The organism is Humidesulfovibrio sp., from assembly GCF_031082295.1.
Lineage (GTDB): Bacteria > Desulfobacterota > Desulfovibrionia > Desulfovibrionales > Desulfovibrionaceae > Humidesulfovibrio.
The window spans coordinates 1-21,963 of record NZ_JAVHLD010000001.1 but is presented as its reverse complement, the minus strand read 5'-3'; the positions used below and the strand labels follow the sequence as shown (position 1 = coordinate 21,963).

Annotated in this window: 24 protein-coding genes; 8 read left to right on the top strand and 16 right to left on the bottom strand. The window is 64.6% G+C overall.

Translation table 11 applies throughout. The features are described 5' to 3' along the window. Window positions 1-14: 14 nt before the first annotated feature. From priA to RDU24_RS00110, 3 genes are read left to right on the top strand one after another with little or no spacing between them, the layout of a single operon-like run. Entirely contained in the window at window positions 15-2,426 is a 2,412-nt protein-coding gene (gene priA / locus RDU24_RS00120; protein ID WP_308733688.1) for a replication restart helicase PriA, read from the top strand. A 52-nt stretch (window positions 2,427-2,478) separates the two neighbouring features. After that, the gene (locus RDU24_RS00115; protein ID WP_308733687.1) at window positions 2,479-3,021 is read left to right on the top strand and encodes an OmpH family outer membrane protein; all 543 of its coding nucleotides are present in this window, start codon (window positions 2,479-2,481) and stop codon (window positions 3,019-3,021) included. A gap of 2 nt (window positions 3,022-3,023) precedes the next feature. Continuing rightward, window positions 3,024-4,079: a hypothetical protein gene (locus tag RDU24_RS00110; protein WP_308733686.1), complete on the top strand. Its 1,056-nt coding sequence runs from the start codon at window positions 3,024-3,026 to the stop codon at window positions 4,077-4,079. 92 nt (window positions 4,080-4,171) lie between these two features. Here RDU24_RS00110 and RDU24_RS00105 read toward each other — a convergent pair whose 3' ends face one another. From RDU24_RS00105 to RDU24_RS00075, 7 genes are all read right to left on the bottom strand, one after another. Then, on the bottom strand, window positions 4,172-4,600 hold the full coding sequence (locus tag RDU24_RS00105) for a hypothetical protein (RefSeq protein ID WP_308733685.1): 429 nt from the start codon (window positions 4,598-4,600) through the stop codon (window positions 4,172-4,174). A gap of 160 nt (window positions 4,601-4,760) precedes the next feature. After that, window positions 4,761-5,627 carry a M48 family metalloprotease gene (locus RDU24_RS00100; protein ID WP_308733684.1) on the bottom strand — a complete coding sequence of 289 codons (867 nt, stop codon included), beginning with the start codon at window positions 5,625-5,627 and terminating at the stop codon, window positions 4,761-4,763. 10 nt (window positions 5,628-5,637) lie between these two features. Further along, a complete protein-coding gene (locus tag RDU24_RS00095) occupies window positions 5,638-6,156 on the bottom strand; it encodes an SH3 domain-containing protein (protein ID WP_308733683.1) in 519 nt (172 codons plus the stop codon). A 92-nt stretch (window positions 6,157-6,248) separates the two neighbouring features. Beyond that, window positions 6,249-6,803, bottom strand: a complete 555-nt coding sequence (locus tag RDU24_RS00090; protein WP_308733682.1) for an HD domain-containing protein — start codon at window positions 6,801-6,803, stop codon at window positions 6,249-6,251. A gap of 36 nt (window positions 6,804-6,839) precedes the next feature. Continuing rightward, the gene (locus RDU24_RS00085; RefSeq protein WP_308733681.1) at window positions 6,840-7,433 is read right to left on the bottom strand and encodes an NAD(P)H-dependent oxidoreductase; all 594 of its coding nucleotides are present in this window, start codon (window positions 7,431-7,433) and stop codon (window positions 6,840-6,842) included. 23 nt (window positions 7,434-7,456) lie between these two features. Beyond that, window positions 7,457-8,419, bottom strand: a complete 963-nt coding sequence (locus RDU24_RS00080; protein WP_308733680.1) for an ABC transporter ATP-binding protein — start codon at window positions 8,417-8,419, stop codon at window positions 7,457-7,459. Beyond that, a complete protein-coding gene (locus RDU24_RS00075) occupies window positions 8,416-9,441 on the bottom strand; it encodes an ABC transporter ATP-binding protein (RefSeq protein ID WP_308733679.1) in 1,026 nt (341 codons plus the stop codon). The genes RDU24_RS00080 and RDU24_RS00075 overlap by 4 nt, the downstream gene beginning before the upstream one ends. Before the next feature lie 65 nt (window positions 9,442-9,506). Between RDU24_RS00075 and trmFO the strand changes: the two genes are divergently transcribed. Together trmFO and RDU24_RS00065 are read left to right on the top strand one after the other, a co-directional pair. Then, a complete protein-coding gene (trmFO, locus tag RDU24_RS00070) occupies window positions 9,507-10,937 on the top strand; it encodes a methylenetetrahydrofolate--tRNA-(uracil(54)-C(5))-methyltransferase (FADH(2)-oxidizing) TrmFO (RefSeq protein ID WP_308733678.1) in 1,431 nt (476 codons plus the stop codon). Window positions 10,938-11,167: 230 nt separating this feature from the next. Beyond that, window positions 11,168-11,440 (top strand): RNA recognition motif domain-containing protein, encoded by a 273-nt coding sequence (locus RDU24_RS00065; RefSeq protein WP_308733677.1) that lies wholly within the window; start codon window positions 11,168-11,170, stop codon window positions 11,438-11,440. Between the two features lie 77 nt (window positions 11,441-11,517). Here the strand turns inward: RDU24_RS00065 and RDU24_RS00060 are convergent, their stop codons facing one another. From RDU24_RS00060 to RDU24_RS00020, 9 genes are all read right to left on the bottom strand, one after another. Next, complete coding sequence (locus RDU24_RS00060; RefSeq protein WP_308733676.1) at window positions 11,518-12,645, bottom strand: hypothetical protein; 1,128 nt, start codon at window positions 12,643-12,645, stop codon at window positions 11,518-11,520. 60 nt (window positions 12,646-12,705) lie between these two features. Continuing rightward, a complete protein-coding gene (locus RDU24_RS00055; RefSeq protein ID WP_308733675.1) occupies window positions 12,706-13,038 on the bottom strand; it encodes a ferredoxin-thioredoxin reductase catalytic domain-containing protein in 333 nt (110 codons plus the stop codon). Continuing rightward, entirely contained in the window at window positions 13,035-13,289 is a 255-nt protein-coding gene (locus RDU24_RS00050) for a glutaredoxin family protein (RefSeq protein ID WP_308733674.1), read from the bottom strand. The genes RDU24_RS00055 and RDU24_RS00050 overlap by 4 nt, the downstream gene beginning before the upstream one ends. A 162-nt stretch (window positions 13,290-13,451) precedes the next feature. Next, window positions 13,452-14,408: an amino acid ABC transporter permease gene (locus tag RDU24_RS00045; RefSeq protein WP_308733673.1), complete on the bottom strand. Its 957-nt coding sequence runs from the start codon at window positions 14,406-14,408 to the stop codon at window positions 13,452-13,454. A gap of 9 nt (window positions 14,409-14,417) precedes the next feature. Continuing rightward, window positions 14,418-15,257 carry a transporter substrate-binding domain-containing protein gene (locus RDU24_RS00040; protein ID WP_308733672.1) on the bottom strand — a complete coding sequence of 280 codons (840 nt, stop codon included), beginning with the start codon at window positions 15,255-15,257 and terminating at the stop codon, window positions 14,418-14,420. Between the two features lie 24 nt (window positions 15,258-15,281). Beyond that, a complete protein-coding gene (locus tag RDU24_RS00035) occupies window positions 15,282-16,088 on the bottom strand; it encodes an amino acid ABC transporter permease (RefSeq protein ID WP_308733671.1) in 807 nt (268 codons plus the stop codon). Window positions 16,089-16,096: 8 nt separating this feature from the next. Further along, window positions 16,097-16,732 carry a dTMP kinase gene (gene tmk, locus RDU24_RS00030; RefSeq protein ID WP_308733670.1) on the bottom strand — a complete coding sequence of 212 codons (636 nt, stop codon included), beginning with the start codon at window positions 16,730-16,732 and terminating at the stop codon, window positions 16,097-16,099. Further along, on the bottom strand, window positions 16,723-18,576 hold the full coding sequence (locus tag RDU24_RS00025) for a chloride channel protein (protein ID WP_308733669.1): 1,854 nt from the start codon (window positions 18,574-18,576) through the stop codon (window positions 16,723-16,725). Before RDU24_RS00025 ends, tmk begins: the two co-directional genes overlap by 10 nt. Window positions 18,577-18,624: 48 nt before the next feature. Then, window positions 18,625-19,662: a 3'-5' exoribonuclease YhaM family protein gene (locus RDU24_RS00020; RefSeq protein ID WP_308733668.1), complete on the bottom strand. Its 1,038-nt coding sequence runs from the start codon at window positions 19,660-19,662 to the stop codon at window positions 18,625-18,627. 158 nt (window positions 19,663-19,820) lie between these two features. Here RDU24_RS00020 and surE point away from each other — a divergent pair, with 158 nt between their 5' ends. The 3 genes from surE to RDU24_RS00005 all read left to right on the top strand — a co-directional run. Further along, on the top strand, window positions 19,821-20,573 hold the full coding sequence (surE, locus tag RDU24_RS00015) for a 5'/3'-nucleotidase SurE (RefSeq protein WP_308733667.1): 753 nt from the start codon (window positions 19,821-19,823) through the stop codon (window positions 20,571-20,573). Window positions 20,574-20,669: 96 nt separating this feature from the next. Further along, entirely contained in the window at window positions 20,670-21,593 is a 924-nt protein-coding gene (fba, locus tag RDU24_RS00010) for a class II fructose-1,6-bisphosphate aldolase (RefSeq protein ID WP_308733666.1), read from the top strand. A 28-nt stretch (window positions 21,594-21,621) separates the two neighbouring features. After that, window positions 21,622-21,963 (top strand): glyceraldehyde 3-phosphate dehydrogenase N-terminal domain-containing protein (locus tag RDU24_RS00005; protein WP_308733665.1); only part of this gene is annotated, 342 nt, incomplete at its 3' end.

The following is a 21,963-nucleotide window of genomic DNA, read 5'->3' as shown; positions in this document are numbered from 1 at the left end:
GCCCCGCTGGGGACATGCGTGGAACTCTCGTGAGCAGCGCCCGGCCCGGCGTGCAGCCGACAGCCTGGCAGGTCTGGCTGGCCAGCCCGCCGTACGCGGCCCTCACCTACCTCTGCCCGGCCTGGTTCCCGAACCCCAGGCCCGGCCTGCGCGTGCTCGCGCCGCTCGGTCGCGGGCTGCGCGTGGGCATCCTGCAGGAACCCACCAAGGTGCCGCCCGAGGGGGTGGACCTGAAGCCCCTGGTCTGGACGCTTGAGCAGGAACCCGTGCTCGACCCCGGCATGCTGGAGCTTGTCCGCGACCTCTCCTCCCGTCACATGGCGCATCCGGGCCGGGTGCTGGAGCTGATTTTGCCGCGCGGACTGCGCACCTCGCAGGTGTCGTACTCCGTCGAGCACCCGGACTTCCGCCCCACATACAGCCCCAAGGCGTTGCAGGAGCTGCCCACGGACCGGCTGGAGGCCCTGGCGCTGCTCTGGGACGAGGGCCGCATGCGCGTGCGGCTGGCCCCGCGCAGGCAGGCCGAAGAACTCTTCGTCATGCTGAACGCGGACCCGCCCTGGGCCGTGCGGCCCAACGCCGTGAACCAGATCCGCCTGCTGGAGCGCCTGTTCGAGTCCGGCCCCATGAGCCTTGGCGCGGTGCGCGCGGTTTACGGCGACCCCGGCATCCAGGCCATGAAGCGCTTGGCCACGGCGGGCATTGTGCGCCTGGGCGAACCGTTGGAGACGACGGACGCCGCCGACGAGGCGCCTGCCTGCGCGCCCCTTCCCGACGACGACATGGATGCCCTTTCCGCCACGCCGGAGCAGCAGGCCTCCCTGGATGAGCTTTTGCCGGCGCTTGCGTCCGCTTCGGCGCGCATGGCGCTGATGCACGGGGTCACAGGCAGCGGCAAGACGCACGTGTACCTGGAGCTGGCGCGGCGCTGCCTGGAGCTCGGGCGCTCGGCGCTGTTGCTCGCGCCGGAGGTGGCCCTGGCCTGTCACTTGTGGCGGCAGGCCAAGGCTGCGCTGCCGCACGCGGAGGCCTATTTTTCCCACGGCTACCAGACCCCGCGCCGCCGCGAGGAGACCTTCTCGAAGATCGCCGCGGCCGCCAGCATGAAAAGAGGCCCCGTGCTTGTGGTCGGCACCCGCTCGTCGCTGTTCCTGCCCATCCGTGACCTTGGGCTCATCGTGCTCGACGAGGAGCATGACGAATCCTACAAGCAGGAGGAGCGCCTGCCATACCACGCCAAGGAACTGGCGTACTCGCGCATCAAGCGTTCGGGCGGGCTGCTGGTGCTGGGCTCGGCCACGCCGGATGTGAAGACCTTCCACGCGGGGCAGAGCGGGCAACTGCCCGTGCAGACGTTGGCCAATCGCGTTGGCAGCCGGGCCATGCCAGATGTGCGGCTGGTGGACATAGCGGGCCAGAAGGACCCGGACGAGCCCTTTGCGCCGGAGACTCTCGCGGCCATCAAGGAAACCCTCGACGCGGGCGATCAGGTCATCGTCATGCTGAACCGACGCGGCTACGCCCCGGTGATGTACTGCATGGCCTGCGAGGAGGTGGTCCAGTGCCCGGACTGCCAGGTGGGCCTGACCTACCACAAACTGCGCGAGCGCCTGGTCTGCCACTACTGCGGCCTGACCTACCCGTATCCCATCCCCTGCGGCAAGTGCGGCGGCGTGACCTTCGTGCCCATGGGCGAGGGCACCGAACGCCTGGAGGAGTATTTCCTGCGCACGCTGGGGCACGAGGTTTCCGTGCTGCGCATGGACCGCGACAGCGCCCGCAGGCAGGAGCGCCTGGAGGAGATTCTGCGCCGCTTCCGCGAGGGAGAGGCCCAGGTGCTCGTCGGCACCCAGATGCTCAGCAAGGGACACCACTTTCCGGGCGTGACGCTCGTGGTGGTGGCCAACGCGGACATGGGCCTGTACCTGCCGGACTACCGCGCGGCTGAGCGCACCTACCAGCTTCTCGTCCAGGTTTCCGGCCGGGCCGGGCGCGGAGAAAAGCCCGGGCGCGTGCTGGTGCAGACGCGCAACCCGGCGCACCCCTTCTGGGACTTCGTGCTCCGTGCCGACTATCCTGGTTTCTACGCCAGGGAGATCGAGCAGCGTCAACGCTTCCGCTATCCGCCCTTCACGCGGCTGGCGCTCCTGCGCCTTTCCTGCCCTGCGGATCAGGAGCATCTGCACGAGGCCATGCTGGCCTTCGCCAAGGCCCTGCGCGAGAAGGCACGGCCCCTCGGCGTCGATGTGCTCGGCCCTGCGCCCGCGCCCATGGCCATGCTCCGGGGCCGCAAGCGCTTCAACTGCCTGCTCAAGTGCGCCGACTGGCAGCCCATACGCACGCTCTTCGCCGCCGTGTCCCGCGGGAGCGTCGCGCCTGCGGGCTTCCGCCTGGAGCTGGACCAGGATCCTGTGAACATGCTGTGAGCGTGTCGGGCCACACACCGTTTCCGTGGCTCTCGACAAGACGGGCGCACGCATGTATCAAACCCCAATGAGCCGCTCCAACATCTTCTTCGCGCCGTGCTTCCTCGCTGTAATGCTTGTGTTTCTTCTCGCTCCTCCGGCTGCGCTGGCAGAGCAGAAGATCGGCTTCGTGAACCCGCAGCGCGTGGTCAACGAGACGCGCCTGGGGCAGTCGGCCAAGGCCGACCTGGCGCGCTACGTGGCCGAAAAGGACCGCCTTGCCAAGGAGAGCGCCGCACAGGTGGCGACCCTGCGCAAGGAGGCCGAGGCGCACGGGCTTTCGCCCCAGGACCGTACCCGGCGCGAGGACCTGCTGCGGCGCAAGGCCGCCCAGCACGAGCAGCTGCTGGCCGAGAACGCCCGCGACATCAAGGCCGAGGAGACCAAGCTTTTGCAGTACGTCATGCGCAAGGCCGAAGCCGTGCTTGAGGAGCTGGGCAAGAAGGGCGGCTACGCCATCATTTTCACGGATCCGGCTTCAGTCGGCTATGTGGACAAGGCCTCGACGGACCTGACCGAGCGCGTGGCCCGCGAACTCGATGGTCGCAGCAAATAGCCATGCGCAGAGCTGTCTTTCTCCTCATCTTCGCGCTGCTGGCCGTGACCACCGCAGCCGTGGCCCAGGCCAAGGACGCGGGCTGGGGCAGGGTGTACACCGCCAGCGGCAAGGTCACGGTGCGCGAGAACCCGTCCGAGGGCGCCATAGCCGTGCGCGTGCTCAAGCGCGGCCAGAAGGTGCGCGTGGATTTCGAATCCGACGGCTGGGCCGCGGTGTTCGACCCGGCAGAGACTGTCCGCGCCGAGACCCGCGCCCAGGGATACGTCCGCCTGGCCGAGCTGCGCTCCGGCGCCCAGGCCGAGCCTGCCCCCCGCGCCGACAGCTCCGAAAAGCAAGAGAAGTCCGCCAAGTCCGGCAAATCGGCAACATCTGAAAAGGCCGCGAAGAAACCTCCGCAGAAGGCCGCGCAGGGCCAGGAGTTCGGCGAGATCCGCGTGGCGGACCGCAAGATGGCCATCCGCGCCGGGCGCGACAAGGACACGGACTTCGTGCGCCTGCTGCAGGCCGGGCGGCGTGTGCGCGTCGACTTCCACGAGGATGGCTGGTTCGCCATCTTCGACCCGGACGAGAAGGTGCGCGACCTGAAGCGAGCCTGGGGCTATGGGCGGGACAAGTACCTGGTGCCGGAGAAGGACTACGCCGGACAGCCCCAGCCGGAGGCATCCGCCTCCACCGCTGGCGATGCCACGGCCAAGTCCGCCGCGCCCAGGGAAACGCCGGACGCCTCTGCCCAGAAGCCGAAGCACAACGCCGCGGACAGCGACACGGTTGCCTATTCCGTGCTTGGCCGCCAGGGCGACAGCCTTCGCCCCCTGGCGCCCGTGGTGCTGCGCGTGCGCATCGAGGCGTCGACGGCCCCCACGACCGAGGCCCTGCGCAAGATCGTGCGTGAGATCTGGAAGGCCGAGCGCCGCAAGGGCGAGGACCTTCAGGTGGAGGTGCTGCTGCAAGGCATGGACAAGGCCGGGCTGGCCTATGCCGTGGCCCGGTTTTACGAGGATGGTCGCCTCAAGGAATTCTGGTGGCGTGACGTGGTGCTGTTGCCGAAACGCTAGGCTGCGTTTCGACTCCGGCAGGCCTCGCGCTTGCGCCGACAAAAAAGGGCCGCAGATCACTCCGCGGCCCTTCGCTTTTGCAGGGGTTGCGACTATTTCATGAACAGCGGGATGGGCGGCCGGGGCACGGCGGCGGGGAACGAGCGCTTGGCGGCGGTTTCCTTCACGGCCTTGGTGTCCACGAACACGTTGCCGCAACACTGGCACTTCCAGTGGCGCTGCTGCTTCTGCAAGCGCATGAGCAGGCCGTCGCGGTCATAGCAGAGCTGGCAGTAGGGGCCCTTGTGGCGCAGGTCGTCCGTCAGCCAGTACTTTTGGCCGTCAAACTCCATGCACTCGGCCATGTCCAAGACTTGCGCCACCTCGATGATCTGGTTCTTGAGGGCTTCGTTTTCCTCAACAAGACCGATGTATTCGTCCTGCAAGGCCTTGAGAAGTTCCCTGGCCTCGTCATCCCTGCCCTCGGTAATGAGCTGGTGGATTCTTCCGAACCCAGTGGCGTGGAGCAGTTTCTTTGACATGGGGCTCTCCATATTGCTTTTCAGACGTTGACATCCCTCTTATCGGCCCGGTTTGGCGCTATCTTTAGGGCTGCGGCGGTATTTGGACCCTGGCCCGCCTCCCACGCAAAAGGGCGGAGGCCTTTCAGCCCCCGCCCCCTGACGTGGAAGTGCGAATGATCTAGCGGGCCTTGGCCTTGAAGCGGTCGGCCAGCACGGCTAGCTTGGCGGCGTCGGGATATTTCTTCATCTGGGTCTGGTTTTTGGCGATGCGTGAGGCCAAAGGCGGGTGCGTGGAGAACCAGGAGCCCTTCTTGTCGGGCGAGCTGGCCTCGATGCGCTTGAGTTCCACCAGCACCTCCATGAGCCCCGCCGGGTTGTAGCCAGTGCGGTAGGCCGTCTCCATGGCCGAGGCATCGGCCTCGTACTCCATGTTCTGGTCCAGGCCCTTGTCGAAGAGCACATTCTGCATGTCGGCGATCATGCTCTCGAACTGCGCGCCCTTGTCGCCCTTCATGGTGGCGGCGGTGATCTGGCCTACGCCGGAGAAGAACTGCGCCCGCTGAATGCTCTTCAGCGCATGGCGCAGGGCAACGTGCCCGACCTCATGGGCCAGGATGCCCGCGAGCTGGGCCTCGTTCTGGATGGTGTGCATGAGCGCGGAGGTGACGAAGATGATGCCGCCGGGGCAGGCAAAGGCGTTCTGCACCGGGCTGTCCACCACCACGAAGCGGTAGGGGATGTCGGGCCGGGGCGAGTTCATGGCCACGGCGATGCCCACCAGGTTCACGTAGTGCTGCATCTGCTGGTTCGTTGTGGGCATTCCGTAGCGGCGCAGGCCTTCCACCGCCAGGCGTTCGCCGATGGCCCGCTCGCTTTTGTAGTCCATCTGCTGCGAACTGCTGAGCACGCTCTGCGCGCCGGAGAGGATCTTTGCCTCTTTGGAGTTGGGGTCGAGGATGGCGTCGAGGAACCCGGCTGTCGCCATGGCGGGCAGGGCCACAAGGACAAACAGGACAAGGGTGGTGAGAATGCGTTTGGCGTTCATTTCAGGCCCCCTATTTCGCATACTCGCCGATGTGGCCGGCCTTGAGGAAGTTCTCGATCTCCTTCTTGTCCACCTTCTCCGCCAGGATTTTGTCCAGGGCGTTCTTGTAGTCGGACAAGGGGCGCGCCGGACGTCCGGCTGCCTTGGCCGCGGCCTGCTCGCTCTCGTTCAGGCCGCGCATGCTGCGCGCGCTGTCGGCCTCGCTGACCATGATGGTGCTTGAGCCCGCGCCGCCGAAGAGGTTGTCGCCGCCCTGCCTGGAGGGCTCAGGCGCCGTGGCGGAGACTTTGCCGCGATATATCCAGCCGGATTTCCCGTTGGCGCTGACCTTGTACCAGCTCTCCTCCTGGCCTGCGACCTTGAGCTCCTGTCCCACGGGCAGCTCTGCCACGGTGTCTGAGCTGGCGCTTTTGTCAGCCTTGAGCTTGGCCCCTTCTGAGGCGACGAAGAGCTTGTCCTGGGCCAGCGCAGGCACGGCGAAGAGCGCCATGCAAGCCAGGCTGGCGACGATTGTCGGTATGCGTTTCATGTCTCGCTCCCTGGTGAGAGGGTTGATATCAATCCTACCCATTCTGCGCGAACCGGCGCATGAATGCAAGCGATGTCCGGCACGGCGCGTCGTTAGGCCAGGCCCACCTGTCCGGCGATGCCCGCCACCGCGCCGATGGCGATGGTGAAGAACTCCGCCTGTTCAAGCCCAAGCTTCTGGCATTCGCCGATGGTCTCGCGGCAGACGCTGGCGGCGAAGGCCTTGTCTTTCATTTTCTTCTTCAGGCTCTTTGCGTCCATGCCGTCCATGCGCGCCGGGCGCACCAGGGCGTTGGTGTGGATGAGGCCGGTGACGGTTTCGCCGCAGCGCAGGGCGAAGTCCAGCTCTGTGCTCGGCGCGACGCCCGTGCGCTCGCCGTTGTGAGCGCGAATGGCAGTGAGAGCCTCGTCCGGCAGCAGCCCGGCGAGCAGCTCCGCAGACGCGAGACCGTGCCGCTCGGGCTGGTCCTTGGTGGTGGCGTAATCCAGGTCGTGCAGCAGCCCGGTGATGCCCCACAGGGTCTCGTCCTTGCCTAGCCTGCGGGCCAGAGCGGCCAGCACTGCCTCGGACTCCAGGCTGTGGCAGACAAGTTGGGGGTCGGGGACATGCTTGTGCAGGAGTGCGAGCGCTTCGTCGCGGGTGAGCATGGGCGAATCTCCTTGGTTGTGATGCGGAAAAAAGGCCTAGGCCGGGAACTCCCGGCGCACCAGCTCGGCCACCTCGGCAAGCCATGCGTGGCGCTGTTCGGCCGTGCTGGTGCAGACCACCCCGAACATGCGCCGGACCACCTTACCGACTCCGCAAAAGCGGAGTATGCAGTCGGCCCACAGGCGCTCCAGAGGATCGCCGAAGACGGCCTGCTCACGGGCGGCCAGGGTGTTGGAGGTGTTCAGCACCAGGGCTGTCATTGGCTTCAGCAGCCCGACGGGGACGCCCTCGCCGCCGTCGCCGGGCAGAAATTCATAGGCCACGCCGGGTCGCAGCACGCGGTCCACCCAGCCCTTCAGCACTGCGGGCGGCTGGCCCCACCAGTTGGGGTGCATAAGGATGAGCCCGTCCGCTTCGGCGATTTCCGCGCAGTGCAGCGCAACCAGCGGCGGCAATTCGGCATCGCGGGCGGCCTCGCCAGCGGGCAGCACAGGGTCGAACCCCTCGGCCTGGAGGTCGTGGAAGCGTACCTCATGCCCCAGCTCTCGCAACGTGTTCACCGCGGCGGCGGCAATGGCGTGGTTCAGGCTCTTGGGGTCAGGATGGCCGAGGATGACGGAAACGCGCAAGGGGAACTCCTTGTCTGGCGTGGCTACGCCGGTTTGTGCAGCCAGCAGTGGGCCAGGCGGGCCTCGCCGGTGCTGAAGGCCTGGGGGAACTCATGGCGGCAGATGTCCATGACCTGCGGGCAGCGGGGGTGGAACGGGCAGCCGCTGGGCGGGTTCAGCGGGCTGGGCAGCTCGCCTGTCAGGTTCTCGCGGTTGCGCTTGTGGCCGGGGTCCGGCACTGGCACGGCGGAGAGCAGCACGCGCGTGTACGGGTGCCGGGGATCGTTGATGAGCGTCTCGGCCGGGCCGAGTTCCACCACTCTCCCCAGGTACATGACGGCGATGCGGTCGCAGATCTGGCCCACCACGGCCAGGTCGTGGGAGATGAACAGGTAGGTGAGCCCAAGGCGCGTCCGAAGGTCCTGCAGCAGAAGCAGCACCTGGGCCTGGATGGAGACGTCGAGCGCGCTCACGGGCTCGTCGCAGACCACAAGCGCCGGGCTGAGGGCCAGGGCGCGCGCAACCGCCACGCGCTGGCGCTGGCCGCCGGAGAGCTGGTGCGGGTAGCGCCGGGCCATGTCCGTGTCCAGGCCGACGGTGCGCAGCAGCGCGAGCGTCTTGGCCTTGCGCTCCGCCGCCGTGCCGAGGCCGTGGATGGTCAGCGGCTCGGCCACGATTGCCCCCACGCTCATGCGCGGGTTGAGGGACGAGTAAGGGTCCTGGAAGACCATCTGCATCTGGCGGCGCAGTTCAGTCTGCGGCCAGTCGGTGATGTCGCGGCCCTGGAAGCGGATTGCCCCGCCCTCAAGCTGCTCCAGGCCGAGGATGCAGCGCGCCAGGGTGGACTTGCCGCAGCCGCTCTCGCCCACCAGGCCCAGGCTCGCGCCCGCGTCAACGGTCAGGCTCACGCCGTCCACGGCGCGCACCAGCCCGTGCCGGAGGCCCAGCAGCCCGCCGCTGACGGCATAGTGCCGGGACACGTTCTCAAGTTCCAGCAGGGCGCTCATGCGTCGGCCTCCCTGTGGTCGCAATGGACCGGTTCGGCCAGGGGCGCGCCGTCGTGCAGCCAGCAGCGGGCAGAGTGCCCGGGGCCAAGCTCGAACAGGGGCGGGCAGGACTCGCAACGGCCGAAGGCGTGCGCGCAGCGCGGACGGAAGCGGCAGCCGAAGGGCAGGTTGAAGATGCCCGGCACCATGCCGGGGATGGGCGAAAGGGTGCGCCGCTGGCCCAGGCGCGGCACGCTGGCCAGCAGGCCCTGGGTGTAGGGGTGACGCGGAGAGGCGAACAGCTCCGCCACCGGGGCCTGCTCCACCACCTGCCCGGCGTACATGACGGCCACCTGATGCGCCATCTCGGCCACCACGCCCAGGTCGTGGGTGATGAGCAGGATGCCCGAGCCCCGGCGTCGCTGCAGCTCGCGCATGAGGTCCAAAATCTGGGCCTGGATGGTAACGTCCAGGGCGGTTGTGGGCTCGTCGGCGAAGAGCAGGTCCGGGTCGTTGGCCAGCGCCATGGCGATCATCACCCGCTGGCGCATGCCGCCGGACAGCTCGAAAGGGTAGCTCCCGGCGCGCTCCTCCGGGTTGGGGATGCCCACCAGCCGCAACATCTCCACGGCCCTAGCGTCGGCCTCGGCCTTGCTGGCGCCCTTGTGCAGGCGGTAGCCCTCGGCGATCTGCTCGCCCACGCGAAACACGGGGTTCAGCGAGGTCATGGGCTCCTGGAAAATCATGGCGATGTGGTTGCCGCGCACGCTCTCCAGTTCGGCCTCGTCCATGGCGGCGAGGTCGCGGCCCTTGTACAGCGCCTGCCCGTGGATGACCCGGCCCGGCGGGTCGGGGATCAGCCCCAGCACCGAGAGCGCCAGCACGGTCTTGCCGCAGCCCGATTCGCCGACCACGGCCAGGGTTTCGCCTTGCCGAACCGTCAGGCTCACGGTATCCACAGCCTTGGCGACGGCGCCGCCCGCGCCGGTGTGCGCGGCAAAAGCCGTGGTGAGTCCGCGTATGTCCAGTAGAATCTCGCTCATCTGCCGTCGCCTGTCGCTGCGTGAATGTCGCACAATGCAAATCTTTCATGAGGATAGCTGAAAACATGCCAGATCACAACGAGTCTCCTGCGAACGTGGCCCAGAACGACAAGCTCCTGAACGACAAGCCCCAGGCCCACGCCGTCGCGCGCGTGGCCATCATCGGCGGCGGCCTTGCCGGATGCGAGTGCGCCCTGGCCCTGGTCAAGGCGGGCATCGGCGTGCGCCTGTTCGAGATGCGCCCGCACAAGATGTCGCCCGCGCACGAAACCGGCAAGCTGGCTGAGCTGGTGTGCTCCAACTCCTTGCGCTCCGAGGAGCTGACCACCGCCATCGGCGTGCTGAAGGCCGAAATGCGCGAGCTGGACAGCCTGGTCATGAAGGTGGCCGACGAGACGCGCATCCCCGCCGGAAAGGCGCTGGCCGTGGACCGCAAGCTCTTTGCCGACTACATCACCGCCATCGTGGAGCACGACCCCAAGATCGAGGTGGTGCGCGAGGAGATCGACAGCCTGGACTCCCCGCTGCTGGACGGGTTCGAGGCCATCGTGGTGGCCGCCGGGCCGCTGGTGAGCGACTCCCTGGCCGCCAGCCTGGCCGACCTGACCGTCGACATGACCGGCGGCGAGGGCGGCGGCAAGCGCCTGTATTTCTACGACGCCATCGCGCCCATCATCAGCCGCGAGAGCGTCGACATGGACATCTGCTTCTGGGGCAGCCGCTACCGGCCGGAGGAAGACGACTACCTGAACTGCCCCATGACCGAGGAGCAGTACGACACCTTCCTCGACGCGCTCATCAAGGCCGAAAAGGTCGCCCCGCACGAGTTCGAGAAGCACATCCACTTCGAGGGCTGCCTGCCCGTGGAGGAAATGGCCGAGCGCGGGCGGCTCACCCTGGCCTTCGGCCCGCTGAAGCCCGTGGGACTGCCCAACCCGCGCACCAGCGAGGAGGCTTTCGCCGTCGTCCAGCTGCGCGCGGAGAACAAGGAAAAGACCGCCTTCAACCTCGTGGGCTTCCAGACCAAGCTCAAGTACCCGGAGCAGGAGCGCGTGTTCCGGCTGATTCCGGGGCTCGAAAAGGCCGAGTTCCTGCGCCTGGGCAGCATCCACCGCAACACCTTCGTCGACGCGCCCCAGGTGCTGAACGAGGAGCTGGCGCTCAAGCTCCGCCCGAACGTCCACCTCGCCGGGCAGATCACCGGGGTGGAGGGCTACCTGGAGAGCGCGGCCTGCGGGCTGTGGGTGGGCCTCATGCTGGGCAGGAAGCTCAATGGCGAGACCCTGCCGCCGCCGCCCACCACCACTGCCCTGGGCGCGCTGCTGGGCCACTTGCGCACGCCGCCGCCAAAGAACTTCCAGCCGTCCAACGCGCACTTCGGGCTCACGCCTGAATTGAACCGCCGCGCGGGAAAAAAGATCAGAAAAGAATTGTACGGCCAGCGGGCCAGAGATGCATTCGCGGAGTGGAAAAAGGACTGTATCGGCGGTGAGTAAAGTCTGCATCTGCTACTGCAAGTAGAAGATGCAGTATTTTCATGCCCTGGAGAAGTGCATGGATAACGGGGTTTATGGACGCGAAAATAATTTTAATTTCTGCGATTTAGGGCTTTACAAGTGCGCAGAGTGAGCCTAGTTAACAACATCTGGATTTGAGTTCTGGAGGCTTTTTGCTCAGGCGAAATGGGCGACAAAATTTTACAGTTTCTCTTTAGGAGTTTTATCACATGCCTAAGTCTATCTACGTCGGTAACATCGCTTTCAGCACCTCCGAGGACGACATCCGCAACTTGTTCTCCCAGTTCGGTGAAGTCAACTCCGTCAAGTTCATCAGCGACCGTGAGACCGGCCGTTTCCGCGGCTTCGGCTTCGTGGAGATGGACGACAACTCCGCTCGTGAGGCCGTGCAGGCCCTGAACGGCAAGGAGCTCGGCGGCCGCGCCCTGAAGGTCAACGAGGCTCAGGAACGTGAGTCCCGTCCGCCCCGTCGCGATTACTAAGATCTAACGAAGCACATTAATTGGCCCCGGTCTGCGCAAGCGGACCGGGGCTTTTTTGGTTTGGGAATGCTAAAGTTCTAACTGTACGACTGAAGGTGCTGGTATATCTGTTCAATCGTTAAAATTGCAATTGTTGCTGACTTGGCATTGTATAGGTGGTTTGGTGCTACGCCATGTGAAACAGAGTTGCGAGATAGATTAATAATTTTGTTGTGATCAAACGATGAGAATAATACCTTCTGAAGATATTCGCTAAATCGGTGTGGAAGAATTTTTGAAAAAGAACGATTGTCGTCAAACGCCTTCCTTGCAGCATTGGCAAGGTTGTCTTGCTTGTAATCCTTTTCGTTAAGATTTTTAACTATAGCCCTGAGAATGCCTTCTGCTCTTGTGTAGAGTATGGTTAGGCAACTAATATAGTCGTTGTTTAAGTATCGATCAATTGCAGTTTTAAGGAATTCTTCATGTTCAGCAAATACGGGATTGAGTATCCAGTTATTTAATAATAAGTTGGCTTTATTTTTGACTTCTCCAGTGATGCTTTGTATCAATTCGTCAGTGTTCCAGTTGTATTTTATGTGCTTTATCAAATTTAAGGCCGTGTCATGATCTAGCGAGATAAATGGAAACCAGCCTTCCATATAGAATTTTGCCCAATCATCATCGCAAATTTTGAAAAAATCTTGGAATATTAAATAATTGTAGTAGCTTCCAAGCAGTGTGTGTAGGTCTATGCTTCTTGGTTTATTCCCTGGAACTAGTGGTGTAAAATCATAGAAATACCCTTTTCTCCAGCCCTTAGAAAATACAAAAGCAATGCCACAATCGTTCGGTATCTCAACATCCTCAAATTTGACCTGTAATATATCATAGATGTCATTTTCAAAAATTGTTTCACCCTTTTCAAGTGAACGCCTAACTTTTGTTAATGCAATTATTTGCAATTCATTTACATATGCACTGCAGTTGCCATCCTTATCAATTATTGCTAGTAAATGGTCAACGTTTGAGCGCTTTAGATCTATGTTCTGTGGAAGTTTTCTTAATACTTCGGAAGGAAAGCCATCAAGCCTTGAAATAAAAATGTCGCCATCTTCAGAAGAGACAAATTCACGTGAGATTATCTTGATAGTTGCATCTTCCTTTGCTGCATCCTCCAAGGAGTAGCCAACTGGTGGGTTGTCGAATTTGAAATGGAATGGCATATATGGTTATCCTGTAAGAAATGCACTGGGCTTAAATTGGGTGTCCTTTAGACTTGGTCACTACCCCAATATCTTCTCCACCGGCCTTCTTTCCGGCACGTACACCTTCTCCCGCTTGCCCTCGTTCCAATCGCTTGTCACATATAGTCCGCAAAAACAAGTCCCGTACTCGGCCATGTCCGGCTCGCGGTACTCGCACGGGCACACGATGTCCCGGTCGGCCTCGAAGGTGCCGTTGGCGAGCCTGCACGGGCACGCCATGTAGCCAAGCCGCTCCTTGTTCGTAAGCAGGCTCTCCATGAGCGCCATAGTCATGTCCATGTCCGCGTTGAAGTAGCAGCCCTTGGCCTCCTGGATCTTCTTCAGCGCATCAAAGAGCTGTTGCGCGTTCATTTCTTGCCCAGCGCCTCGTCGACCTTGGCCTTGTCGAAGCCCACCAGGGTCTTGCCGTCGATGACCAGCGTGGGGAACGACACGCTCGGGTTCAGCTTCTTCACTTCCTCGATCATGGCCTTGCGCTCGTCGCCGGTGAGCTGGTCCACATGCACGCAGTCGTACTTCACGCCGCACTGGTCCAGGTAGGCCTTGGCGTTCTTGCAATGCACACAGGTGGACAGGGCGTAGACTTTGATTTCCGGGGCCATGCGGTTCTCCTTGCTGGTAGGTGCTGCGCCGGTGGCGCGGGCAAACAGGGGGTCAACATCCTTTCGGAATAATTTCCTAATGCGCGAAATACCCACGGCTGTCAAAGCCATGTTGCGCAGTCGTGCCGCTGACTATTTTCGTGGTGTCGCGATGCCGCGCGGCTAGCGCTGCGTGGCGCCCTGGCCAAAGCTCGTGTCCGAGCGCCGCAGCCGTAGCTCCAGCCACCTGGACGCCAGCGAGCAGGGCAGGTTCAGCGCCAGGTACAGCACCAGCACCAGCGTCCAGACCTCGAAGCTGCGGTACGTGGCGCTGACGAGCTCCTGGGCCTGGAAGGTCAGCTCGGGGATGGAGATGACGGACACGATGGCCGAGTCCTTGACCGTGGACACGAACTGGCTGGTGAGCGGCGGCAGCATGCGCCGGAAGGCCTGCGGCAGGATGACGGTGGCCAATGTCTGTCGGCGCGACAGGCCCAGGGCGTAGGCCGCGTCCCACTGGCCCTGCTCGACGGACTGCACGCCCGCGCGCACGATCTCGGCCATGTACGCGCCCTCGATGAGGCCCAGTGTGACGATGGCGGTGAGGAACGCGGGCATCTGCCGGAGGGGGCCGAACAGCGTCTCGGCGATCGGGCGCAGGACCGGCGGCATGTTGTTCACGGCCAGGTCCAGGCCCAGCGCGTTGATGAGCTGGCCGCTCAGGAAGTACGAGAACAGGAAGATGAGCACGAGAGGCGGCGTGTTGCGCACGAAGAGCACGTAAGTGCCGCCGCTGAGCCGCCAGAACAGGCGCTTGCTCACGCGCATGAGCCCGGCGCAGGTGCCCAGCGCCAGCGCCAGCAGCCCGGCCCAGAGGCTCAGGCGGATGGTGGCGGCCATGCCTGTGGCGATGCGGCCCGCGTGCCACGCGCCGTCTTCCCCGACGTAGGCCAGGAACTGCGGAATGACGGACCATTCCCAGCTGTAGGGCAGGGTGGCGCGGGCGCGCAGCACCAGCCAGGCCAGGCCCGCGCCAGCCAGTAGCAGCACCGCCAGGTCGACGATGTGCAGGCGGGCCAGCGGGTTGCTCCGGGCGGCGGCCTGTGCGCTTGCGGACGGGCTCGTCTTGCTCTGCGGCATTGGGCGGGGCTACTCCACCATGCCCTTCCAGGCGTCGGTGCGGAACCAGTAGTTGTGGCGTTCCGTCAGCCAGCCCTCGTCGTCGACCACGCGGATCCAGCCGTCGAGGAAGTTCAGGAAGTCCGGGTCGCCCTTGCGCACGGCGAAGGCGATGGGCTCGCGGGTGAAGGCCTTGGTCACGGGCAGGAAGAGCTGGTCCTTGTGCTTGAGCGCCTGGAAGGCCGGGAAGGGCTCCGAGGCGACCACGGCGTGGGCGCGTCCGTTGAGCACTTCCTGCACGGTCTGGGCCTCGTTGTCGAAGAACTTCAGCTGGGCCTTGGGCAGATGCTTCCTGGCGGCCTCAACGGCGGTTGTGCCCTGGCGCACGGCCAGGATGATGCTCGGCTGGTTGAAGTCGTTCAGGGTCTTGAGCTTGCCCGCCAGCTTCCTGCCAGCCACAAGCGACATGCCAGAGTACTCGTAGGGGATGGTGAAGTTGACCTTGAGGCCGCGCTGGGGCTGGATGCTCATGCCGCCTATGATGATGTCGAACTTGCCGGACAAAAGCGCCGGGATGATGCCCGACCACTGGGTGGGCTCGAACTGCACCTGCACGCCCATGTCCTTGGCCAGCCTGCGCGCGACGTCGATCTCGAAGCCCACGAAGTCTCCCTTTTTGTCCTGCATGGCCCAGGGCACGAAGGTGCTGAAGCCCACGCGCAGCACGCCGCGCTGGAGCACCTGCTCAAGGGTGCTTTCGCGCGCAAGGTCGGCGCGGGTGGCGGCGCTGGCCGCGCTCGCGGCCAACAGCAGCATCAGGACGGCTGCGGCGAACCACAGGGAATGCTTGGTGGAAAGGGCTGTGCGCATGGGTTCCTCCTTGAGCGAGTTTGATCAAGCGGGAAAGGCCAGACGGCGCTCCAGGGCATCCGCCGCGCCGGAAAGGATCGTGGTCACAAGCCAGTATATGGCCGCAACCGTAAACCAAATTTCAAAGCTGAGGAAGGTCTCGGACACGATATTCTGCCCGCGCAGGGTCAGTTCGTTGATGGCGATGACGCTGGCGAGGGACGAGTCCTTGATGAGCGACACTCCCTGGCCCGCCAGGGGCGGCAGCACGCGGCGCATGGCCTGGGGCAGGATCACCGTTGAATATGCCGTGACCGGCCCCATGCCGAGGCTGCGGGCGGCGTCCCACTGGCCCTGTTCGATGGAGCGCACCCCGGCGCGCAGGATCTCCGACACGTAGGCCCCTTCGAACAGCGACAGGCCGAGCACGGCGGTGCCGAAGGCGTCCATTCCAAGCACAGGCGAAAGCACGAAGTAGAGGAAGAAGAGCTGGATGAGCAGGGGCGTGTTGCGCACCAGTTCCATGTAGCCGCGCGCCAGCGCCCGCCCGGACCACGAGCCGGAGAGCCGCAGCATGGCTGTTGCAAGCCCCACGGCGAAGGCCCCGGCAAAGCTCAGGGCCGTGAGCTTGAGCGTCACAGAGAGGCCCTGCATGAGCGGGCCAGGGGCAAGGGAACCGTCCTGGCTGAGGAAGATGGAGCGTGGCACCTGGTACCATTGCCAGTTGTAGCCGAGATTTTCGGCGCCGCGCAGCACCAGCCACACGAAGCCGGTTGCCGCAAGCAGGAAGAGCAGCCAGTCGCTCAGGACGGAAGAGAGGGGGTGTGCGGGCCTGCCGGAAGGCTCAGGCATGTGTTCCCTTATGCATGAAGCTTGGCCTCCACCAGGGCGCGCACACGCAGGGCGATGTCCTCCGGCGCGCCCGTGGCGTCCACGATGCTGATGCGCTCTGGCGAACGTGCGGCGAGGTCCAGAAAGCCCTGGCGCACGCGGGTGTGGAAGGCGATGCTCTCCGCCTCGAAGCGTCCCTCGGCATTGGTCTTGCCCTCGCGGCTGTTGCGCGACATGGCCCGCTCAAGCCCGATGACCGGGTCCAGGTCCAGCAGCAGCGTGAGGTCGGGCCAGAGGCCGTCGACGGCCACGGCGTTGAGCCTGTGCAGCAGCTCCGGGTCCATGCCGCGCCCGTAGCCCTGGTAGGCCACGGTGGAGTCGGCGAAGCGGTCCGAGAGCACCACGGCACCGGCGGCGATCGCCGGGCGCACCACCTGGGCCACGTGCTGGGCGCGGTCGGCCAGGTACAGGAACAGTTCAGCCTGGGGCGTCAGGTCGCGGTTCTCCAGCGACAACAGCACGCGCCGCAGCTCCGCGCCGATGCGGCTGCCGCCCGGCTCAAGCGTCACGCGCACTTTGTGTCCCTGCGACTCCAGGTGCTGTTGGAGCAGGGCGATCTGCGTGGACTTGCCGGTGCCTTCGATGCCTTCAAATGTTATGAACATGCGAGCCCTGTGGGGTCTTGTACGTTTGCGGCCTGGGGCGGCGTCTGGCGATAGATGCTGAGCAGCGCCTTGCGGTCGAGCATGCCGATGATCTTCCCGGTGGCGGTGTCGAGCACGGGGAGTTCGTCCAGGCCCGTGTCGAGCATGGTCAGCAGCGCCTCGTAGCCGTCGGCGTCGGGCGTCACAAAGACCGGTGCGCGTGCCACTTCCTTCACCACAACGATGTCGAACAGGCAGGTCTCGTAGAGCACCTCGCGCAGGTCGGAAAGGGTGGCGATGCCGGTCAGGTCGCCCTGGGCGTTGAACACCGGGAAGCACAGGGCCTGAGAGCTGGTCACCAGCCCGCGCAGGTCGCCCAGCTTGGTCGATTCCAGCAGCACGGGCGGTGGCGGGGCCAGGGAGAGCTTGGACACGGTGCTGCCCTTGAGCATGTTCACGGCGGCCTCGTGGGTGTGGGCGTGGGAGGCCAGGCGGTTGGGCAACTGGTTGTTGTAGAGCGAGACGTTGCGCGACAAAAGCAGCCCGCAGCCCGTGGCCAGCATGAGGGGCACGAGCAGGCCATAGCTGCTGGTGAGCTCGCAGGTCATGACCAGCGGCCCGAGGGAGGCTCCTGTGGCGCAGGAGAAGAACACCGACATGCCCACGATGCCGAAGGCGGCGGGCTTGGTGATGATCTCGGGGAACCACGACTGGAAGAGCGTGCCGACGGCCGTGCCGGTCATTCCGCCCACGTAGAGCGAGGGCGCGAACATGCCACCGCTCATGCCTGAGCCGATGGTCAGCGCCGTGTCCACGGTCTTGCCGAGGGCGAGCAGGCACAGGGCCAGCATGGGCAGGTCGCCGCGCAGGGCCAGCTCCACCCACTCCAGCCCGCCGCCCAGCAGCTGCGGAAAGAGCATGCCCACGACACCGGCCATGAAGCCGCCCAGGGCCGTGGTGCCGATGACCCCGATGCGTGAGCGCAGGGGGGCGAAGAAATGATATTTGGCCCTGCGGAAGCCTGTCACGAAGGCCCAGGCCGCCACCGAGCAGACCACCGCCAGCATTGCATAGAAGGGCAGCTCGGCCACGCTGTGCAGTTTCAGGTCCGGCACGTGGAAGATGGGGTCGGCTCCGTAGAAGATGGTGAAGATGGAATAGGCAGTGGTGGAGGAGAACAGCGCTGCCAGCAAGGCGTCGGCCTCGAAGTCCTCGCGGTAGATGACCTCGATGGCTGTGAGCGCCCCGCCCAAGGGCGCGCGGAAGATGGCGCCGAGCCCGCCCGCGGCTCCAGCCAGCAGCAGCGTGCGGCGTTCCCGCGCGGTGAGCTTGAGCCTGTCGGCCAGCCAGGAGGCCGCGCCCGCGCCGATGAGCGAGATCGGGCCTTCCTGGCCCGCGCTGGCGCCGCTGGCGATGGTCAGGATCGCGCCCGCCCCGCGCACGGTGGTGATGCGCCCGCTCACACGGCCGGTGGCGCCGTGGAAGGCGCGGATCATGATGTCCGTGCCGTCGGTCCCGAGGTCTGGATTGTCCGGCAGGATGTAGTGCATGCACAGGCCGATGAGCGCGCCGGTGGCGGTGGTCATGAGCGGGATGTACAGGGGCGAGGAGGTGGACGCGGTGAGCGCTTCAACGCCGTGGGTGGGCATGGGGGCGCCAGCCAGCTGTCCCAGCAGCAACTCCTGAAGCGCGTTCAGTGCGGCATAGAACCCTACAGCCAGCAAGCCCGAGAGCACGCCGATGATGCTGCCGAGGACGATGATGCGCAGGGCGTCGCTGGTGTGCAGTCCGCTGAAGCTCTTGACCAGGCGCTGGAACAGCCTGATCGCGGTCAGTTTCGGTGTGTCTTGAGCGGCAGCGGCCATGCGGTTCCTTCTTATCAAAATCCTGGGCGCTCGGCACCGGCGGTGGTTCTATTCCGGGCTCAGCGGCAGGAGCAGGATGCGGGCGTCTGGCTTGGGCGCATCGGGCTTCGTCTGCTGCTCCGGGGCCGGGGTTTGAACCGGACGGTAGATGAACCGGTCGAGATAGCGTTGGAAGGGGGTCCACGCCTGGCCGGTGCCCTCGATTTCTTCATAGGCGCCGCGGATGGTGTTCATCTTGGCGTCGATGTTGTCCGCGAAGTGCAGGATGAACGCTTCCGGGGTCTTGGGGCGCCGGGCCGCGCCGAATTCGTACTCGCCGTGGTGGCTGATGATCAAGTGCTTCAGGTGCAGGATGAGCGCCGGGTCGAGGTCCCTGGCCTTGGCCAGGAAGCCTTCCAGGCGCTCCAGGCCGAGCTGCACGTGGCCCAGCAGGCGGCCCTCGTCGGTGTAGTCCGTGGTGAGGCCGCTGGTCAGCTCCCAGGCCTTGCCCATGTCGTGCAGGATGGCCGCGACCAGCAGCACCTGCCGGTCGAGCTGGGGGTAGAGGTCGCACAGAGCCAGACAGGTGCGGGCAACGCAGAGGGTGTGCTCAAGCAGGCCGCCCACGTAGGCGTGGTGCACGGTCTTGGCACCGGTGGCGGGCAGCAGCCGCGCTCGGATCTCCTCGTCGCCGAGGATCTTTTTCATGAGATTGCGCCAGGGCTTGTGCGTGAGCTCACGGCGGCACAAGGCCTCAATCTCGGCCAGCAGCTCGACGGGCCTCACGGGGCTTGGCGGCAGGAAGTCCGCCGGGTCGACCTCGGCTTCGGAGACCGGGGCGAGCTGGTCGAGGGTGAGCTGGCACTTGTCGCGGTAGTTTGCAGCCAGGCCGCGCACCGTGACGAACTGCCCGGCGCTCAGGCCCGGGTGCTGCTGCGAGAGCGGGCTCCAGACCTTGGCGTCCATCTGTCCGGTGGAGTCCTGCAGGACCAGGCTCCAGTAAGGCCCATTGCGCGACTGGCCGGTGCGGGCGTCGGCCAGGAGGAAGGTGTCCTGTATCGTTTGCCCGGGGCTAATGTCCCGTATGTACACGGCTTTCGCAATCACGGCCTTGCCTTCTCCATCGTGTTGGGATAGTTCAAGCCTACCGCGTTCAGGCGGCGGCGATTATGTCTTGAACAGAATTCATTGCCCCCGACAGCCTTGATTGTCAAACTCTGCTGTAAAACCGAAGGGCGCTCTAAGGCGTGAGCCAGGGAGACTCCATGCGCATCCTCCTCACAAACGACGACGGCATCCAGGCCGTAGGCCTGCGGGCTTTGTACAAGGCGCTGGTGGCTGCCGGGCACGACGTGCAGGTCGTCGCGCCCATCGCGGAGCAGTCCGCCGTGGGGCACGCCATCACGCTGCTTGCCCCCCTTCGCGTGAAGGAGTTCCGCGAGGAGGGCTTCTTCGGACTGGGCGTCTCCGGCACCCCGGCCGACTGCGTCAAGCTCGGCATCTCGACCCTCGTTTCGCCTGCGCCGGACCTCGTTGTCTCGGGCATCAACGCCGGTGCCAACGTCGGCGTGGACATCATGTACTCCGGCACGGTTTCCGCCGCCACGGAGGGCGCGCTCATGGGCTTCCCGGCGCTGGCCGTGTCCATGGACGACCACAACCCGACGGAGCTCTCCGGCCAGGCGGCCTATGCCGCGGCGCTGCTGCCCCGGCTGCCCTTTGCCGAACTGCCGCGGAAGTGCGTGCTGAACCTGAACTTTCCGAACCGCCCGATAGACGAGGCCGGTGAGCTGCGCGTCTGCGCGCACACCCGCGTGGCCTACACCGACTGGTACGAGGAGCGTCTGGATCCGCGCGGGCGCAAGTATTACTGGATGTGCGGCGAGCTCAAGCCGGAGTCCATCAGCCAGGGGCGCGACCGCAGGCTGCTTTCCGAGGGCTTCATCACCCTGACTGCCCTGCGTTTCGACTTCAACGACCATGAGACTTTGAGCCTGTTGGAATCAATAATTACGTAAGCCCGATTGACAGAATCTGGTCTGCGTGCCAAGAATATGTACTGATTGAACGAGCCATTACCACACTACGTCCTTTCGAGCCCCAAGGAGGAGTCCATGCCACTCGTATCACCCAAGGAAATGTTCCAGAAAGCTTACGCTGGCGGCTATGCCATCGGCGCCTTCAACGTGAACAACATGGAAATCGTCCAGGGCATCATGGAGGCGGGCAAGGCCGAAAACGCGCCTCTCATTCTTCAGGTGTCCGCCGGGGCGCGCAAGTACGCCGGGCAGGTCTACATCATGAAGCTCATGGAGGCCGCGCTGCAGCTGGCCGACCTGCCCGTGGTGCTGCACCTGGACCACGGCCCGAATTTTGAGCTGTGCAAGGATGTCATCGACGGCGGCTTCACCTCTGTCATGTATGACGGCTCGCACCTGCCCTACGAGGAAAACATCGCCGAGACCAAGAAAGTCGTGGAATACGCCCACGCTCGCGGCGTCTGGGTCGAGGCCGAACTCGGCCGCCTGGCCGGCGTGGAGGACGACGTCCACTCCGACGAGCACATCTACACCGACCCTGAACAGGCCAAGGACTTCGTCACCCGCACCGGCTGCGACTCCCTGGCCATCGCCATCGGCACCAGCCACGGCGCCTACAAGTTCAAGGGCGAGGCCAAGCTCGACTTCGACCGCCTGGAAAAAGTCGGCAAGCTTCTGCCCGGCGTGCCCATCGTGCTGCACGGCGCGTCCAGCGTGCCCCAGGAGTTCGTGGAGATGGCCAACAAGTACGGCGGCAACATCCCCGGCGCTCGCGGCGTGCCCGAGGACCTGCTGCGCAAGGCCGCAAGCATGGCCGTGTGCAAAATCAACATCGACACCGACATCCGCCTGGCCATGACTGCCACCATCCGCAAGCATTTCGTGGAGAACCCGGCTGACTTCGACCCCAGGCAGTACTTGGCCCCGGCCCGCACGGCGGTCAAGGAAATGGTCCAGCGCAAGATCAAGAACGTGCTCGGCTGCTCCGGCAAGGCCTAGCCACCCCAATACCGCAAGGAGAGAGATCATGGCTATGAAAGTAGGCATCAACGGTTTTGGCCGCATCGGCCGCTACCTGACCCGGCTTCTGGCCGACGTGAAAGACGTTGAGCTTGTCGCCATCAACGCCCGGGCCGAGAACAAGGACCTGGCGCATCTCCTGAAATACGACTCCGTGCATGGCCGCTTCCTGCGCGTGGAGCCCAACGACAAGGGCATGCTCATCGACGGACGCCAGGTGCTCGTGACCCGTAGCGCCCCCGGCGAGTGGACCTGGAAGGAGCTGGGCGTCGAGCTGGTCATCGAGACCACAGGCAAGCTGACCAAGCGCGAGGATCTGGCCAAGCACCTGGCCTGCGGCGCCAAGAAG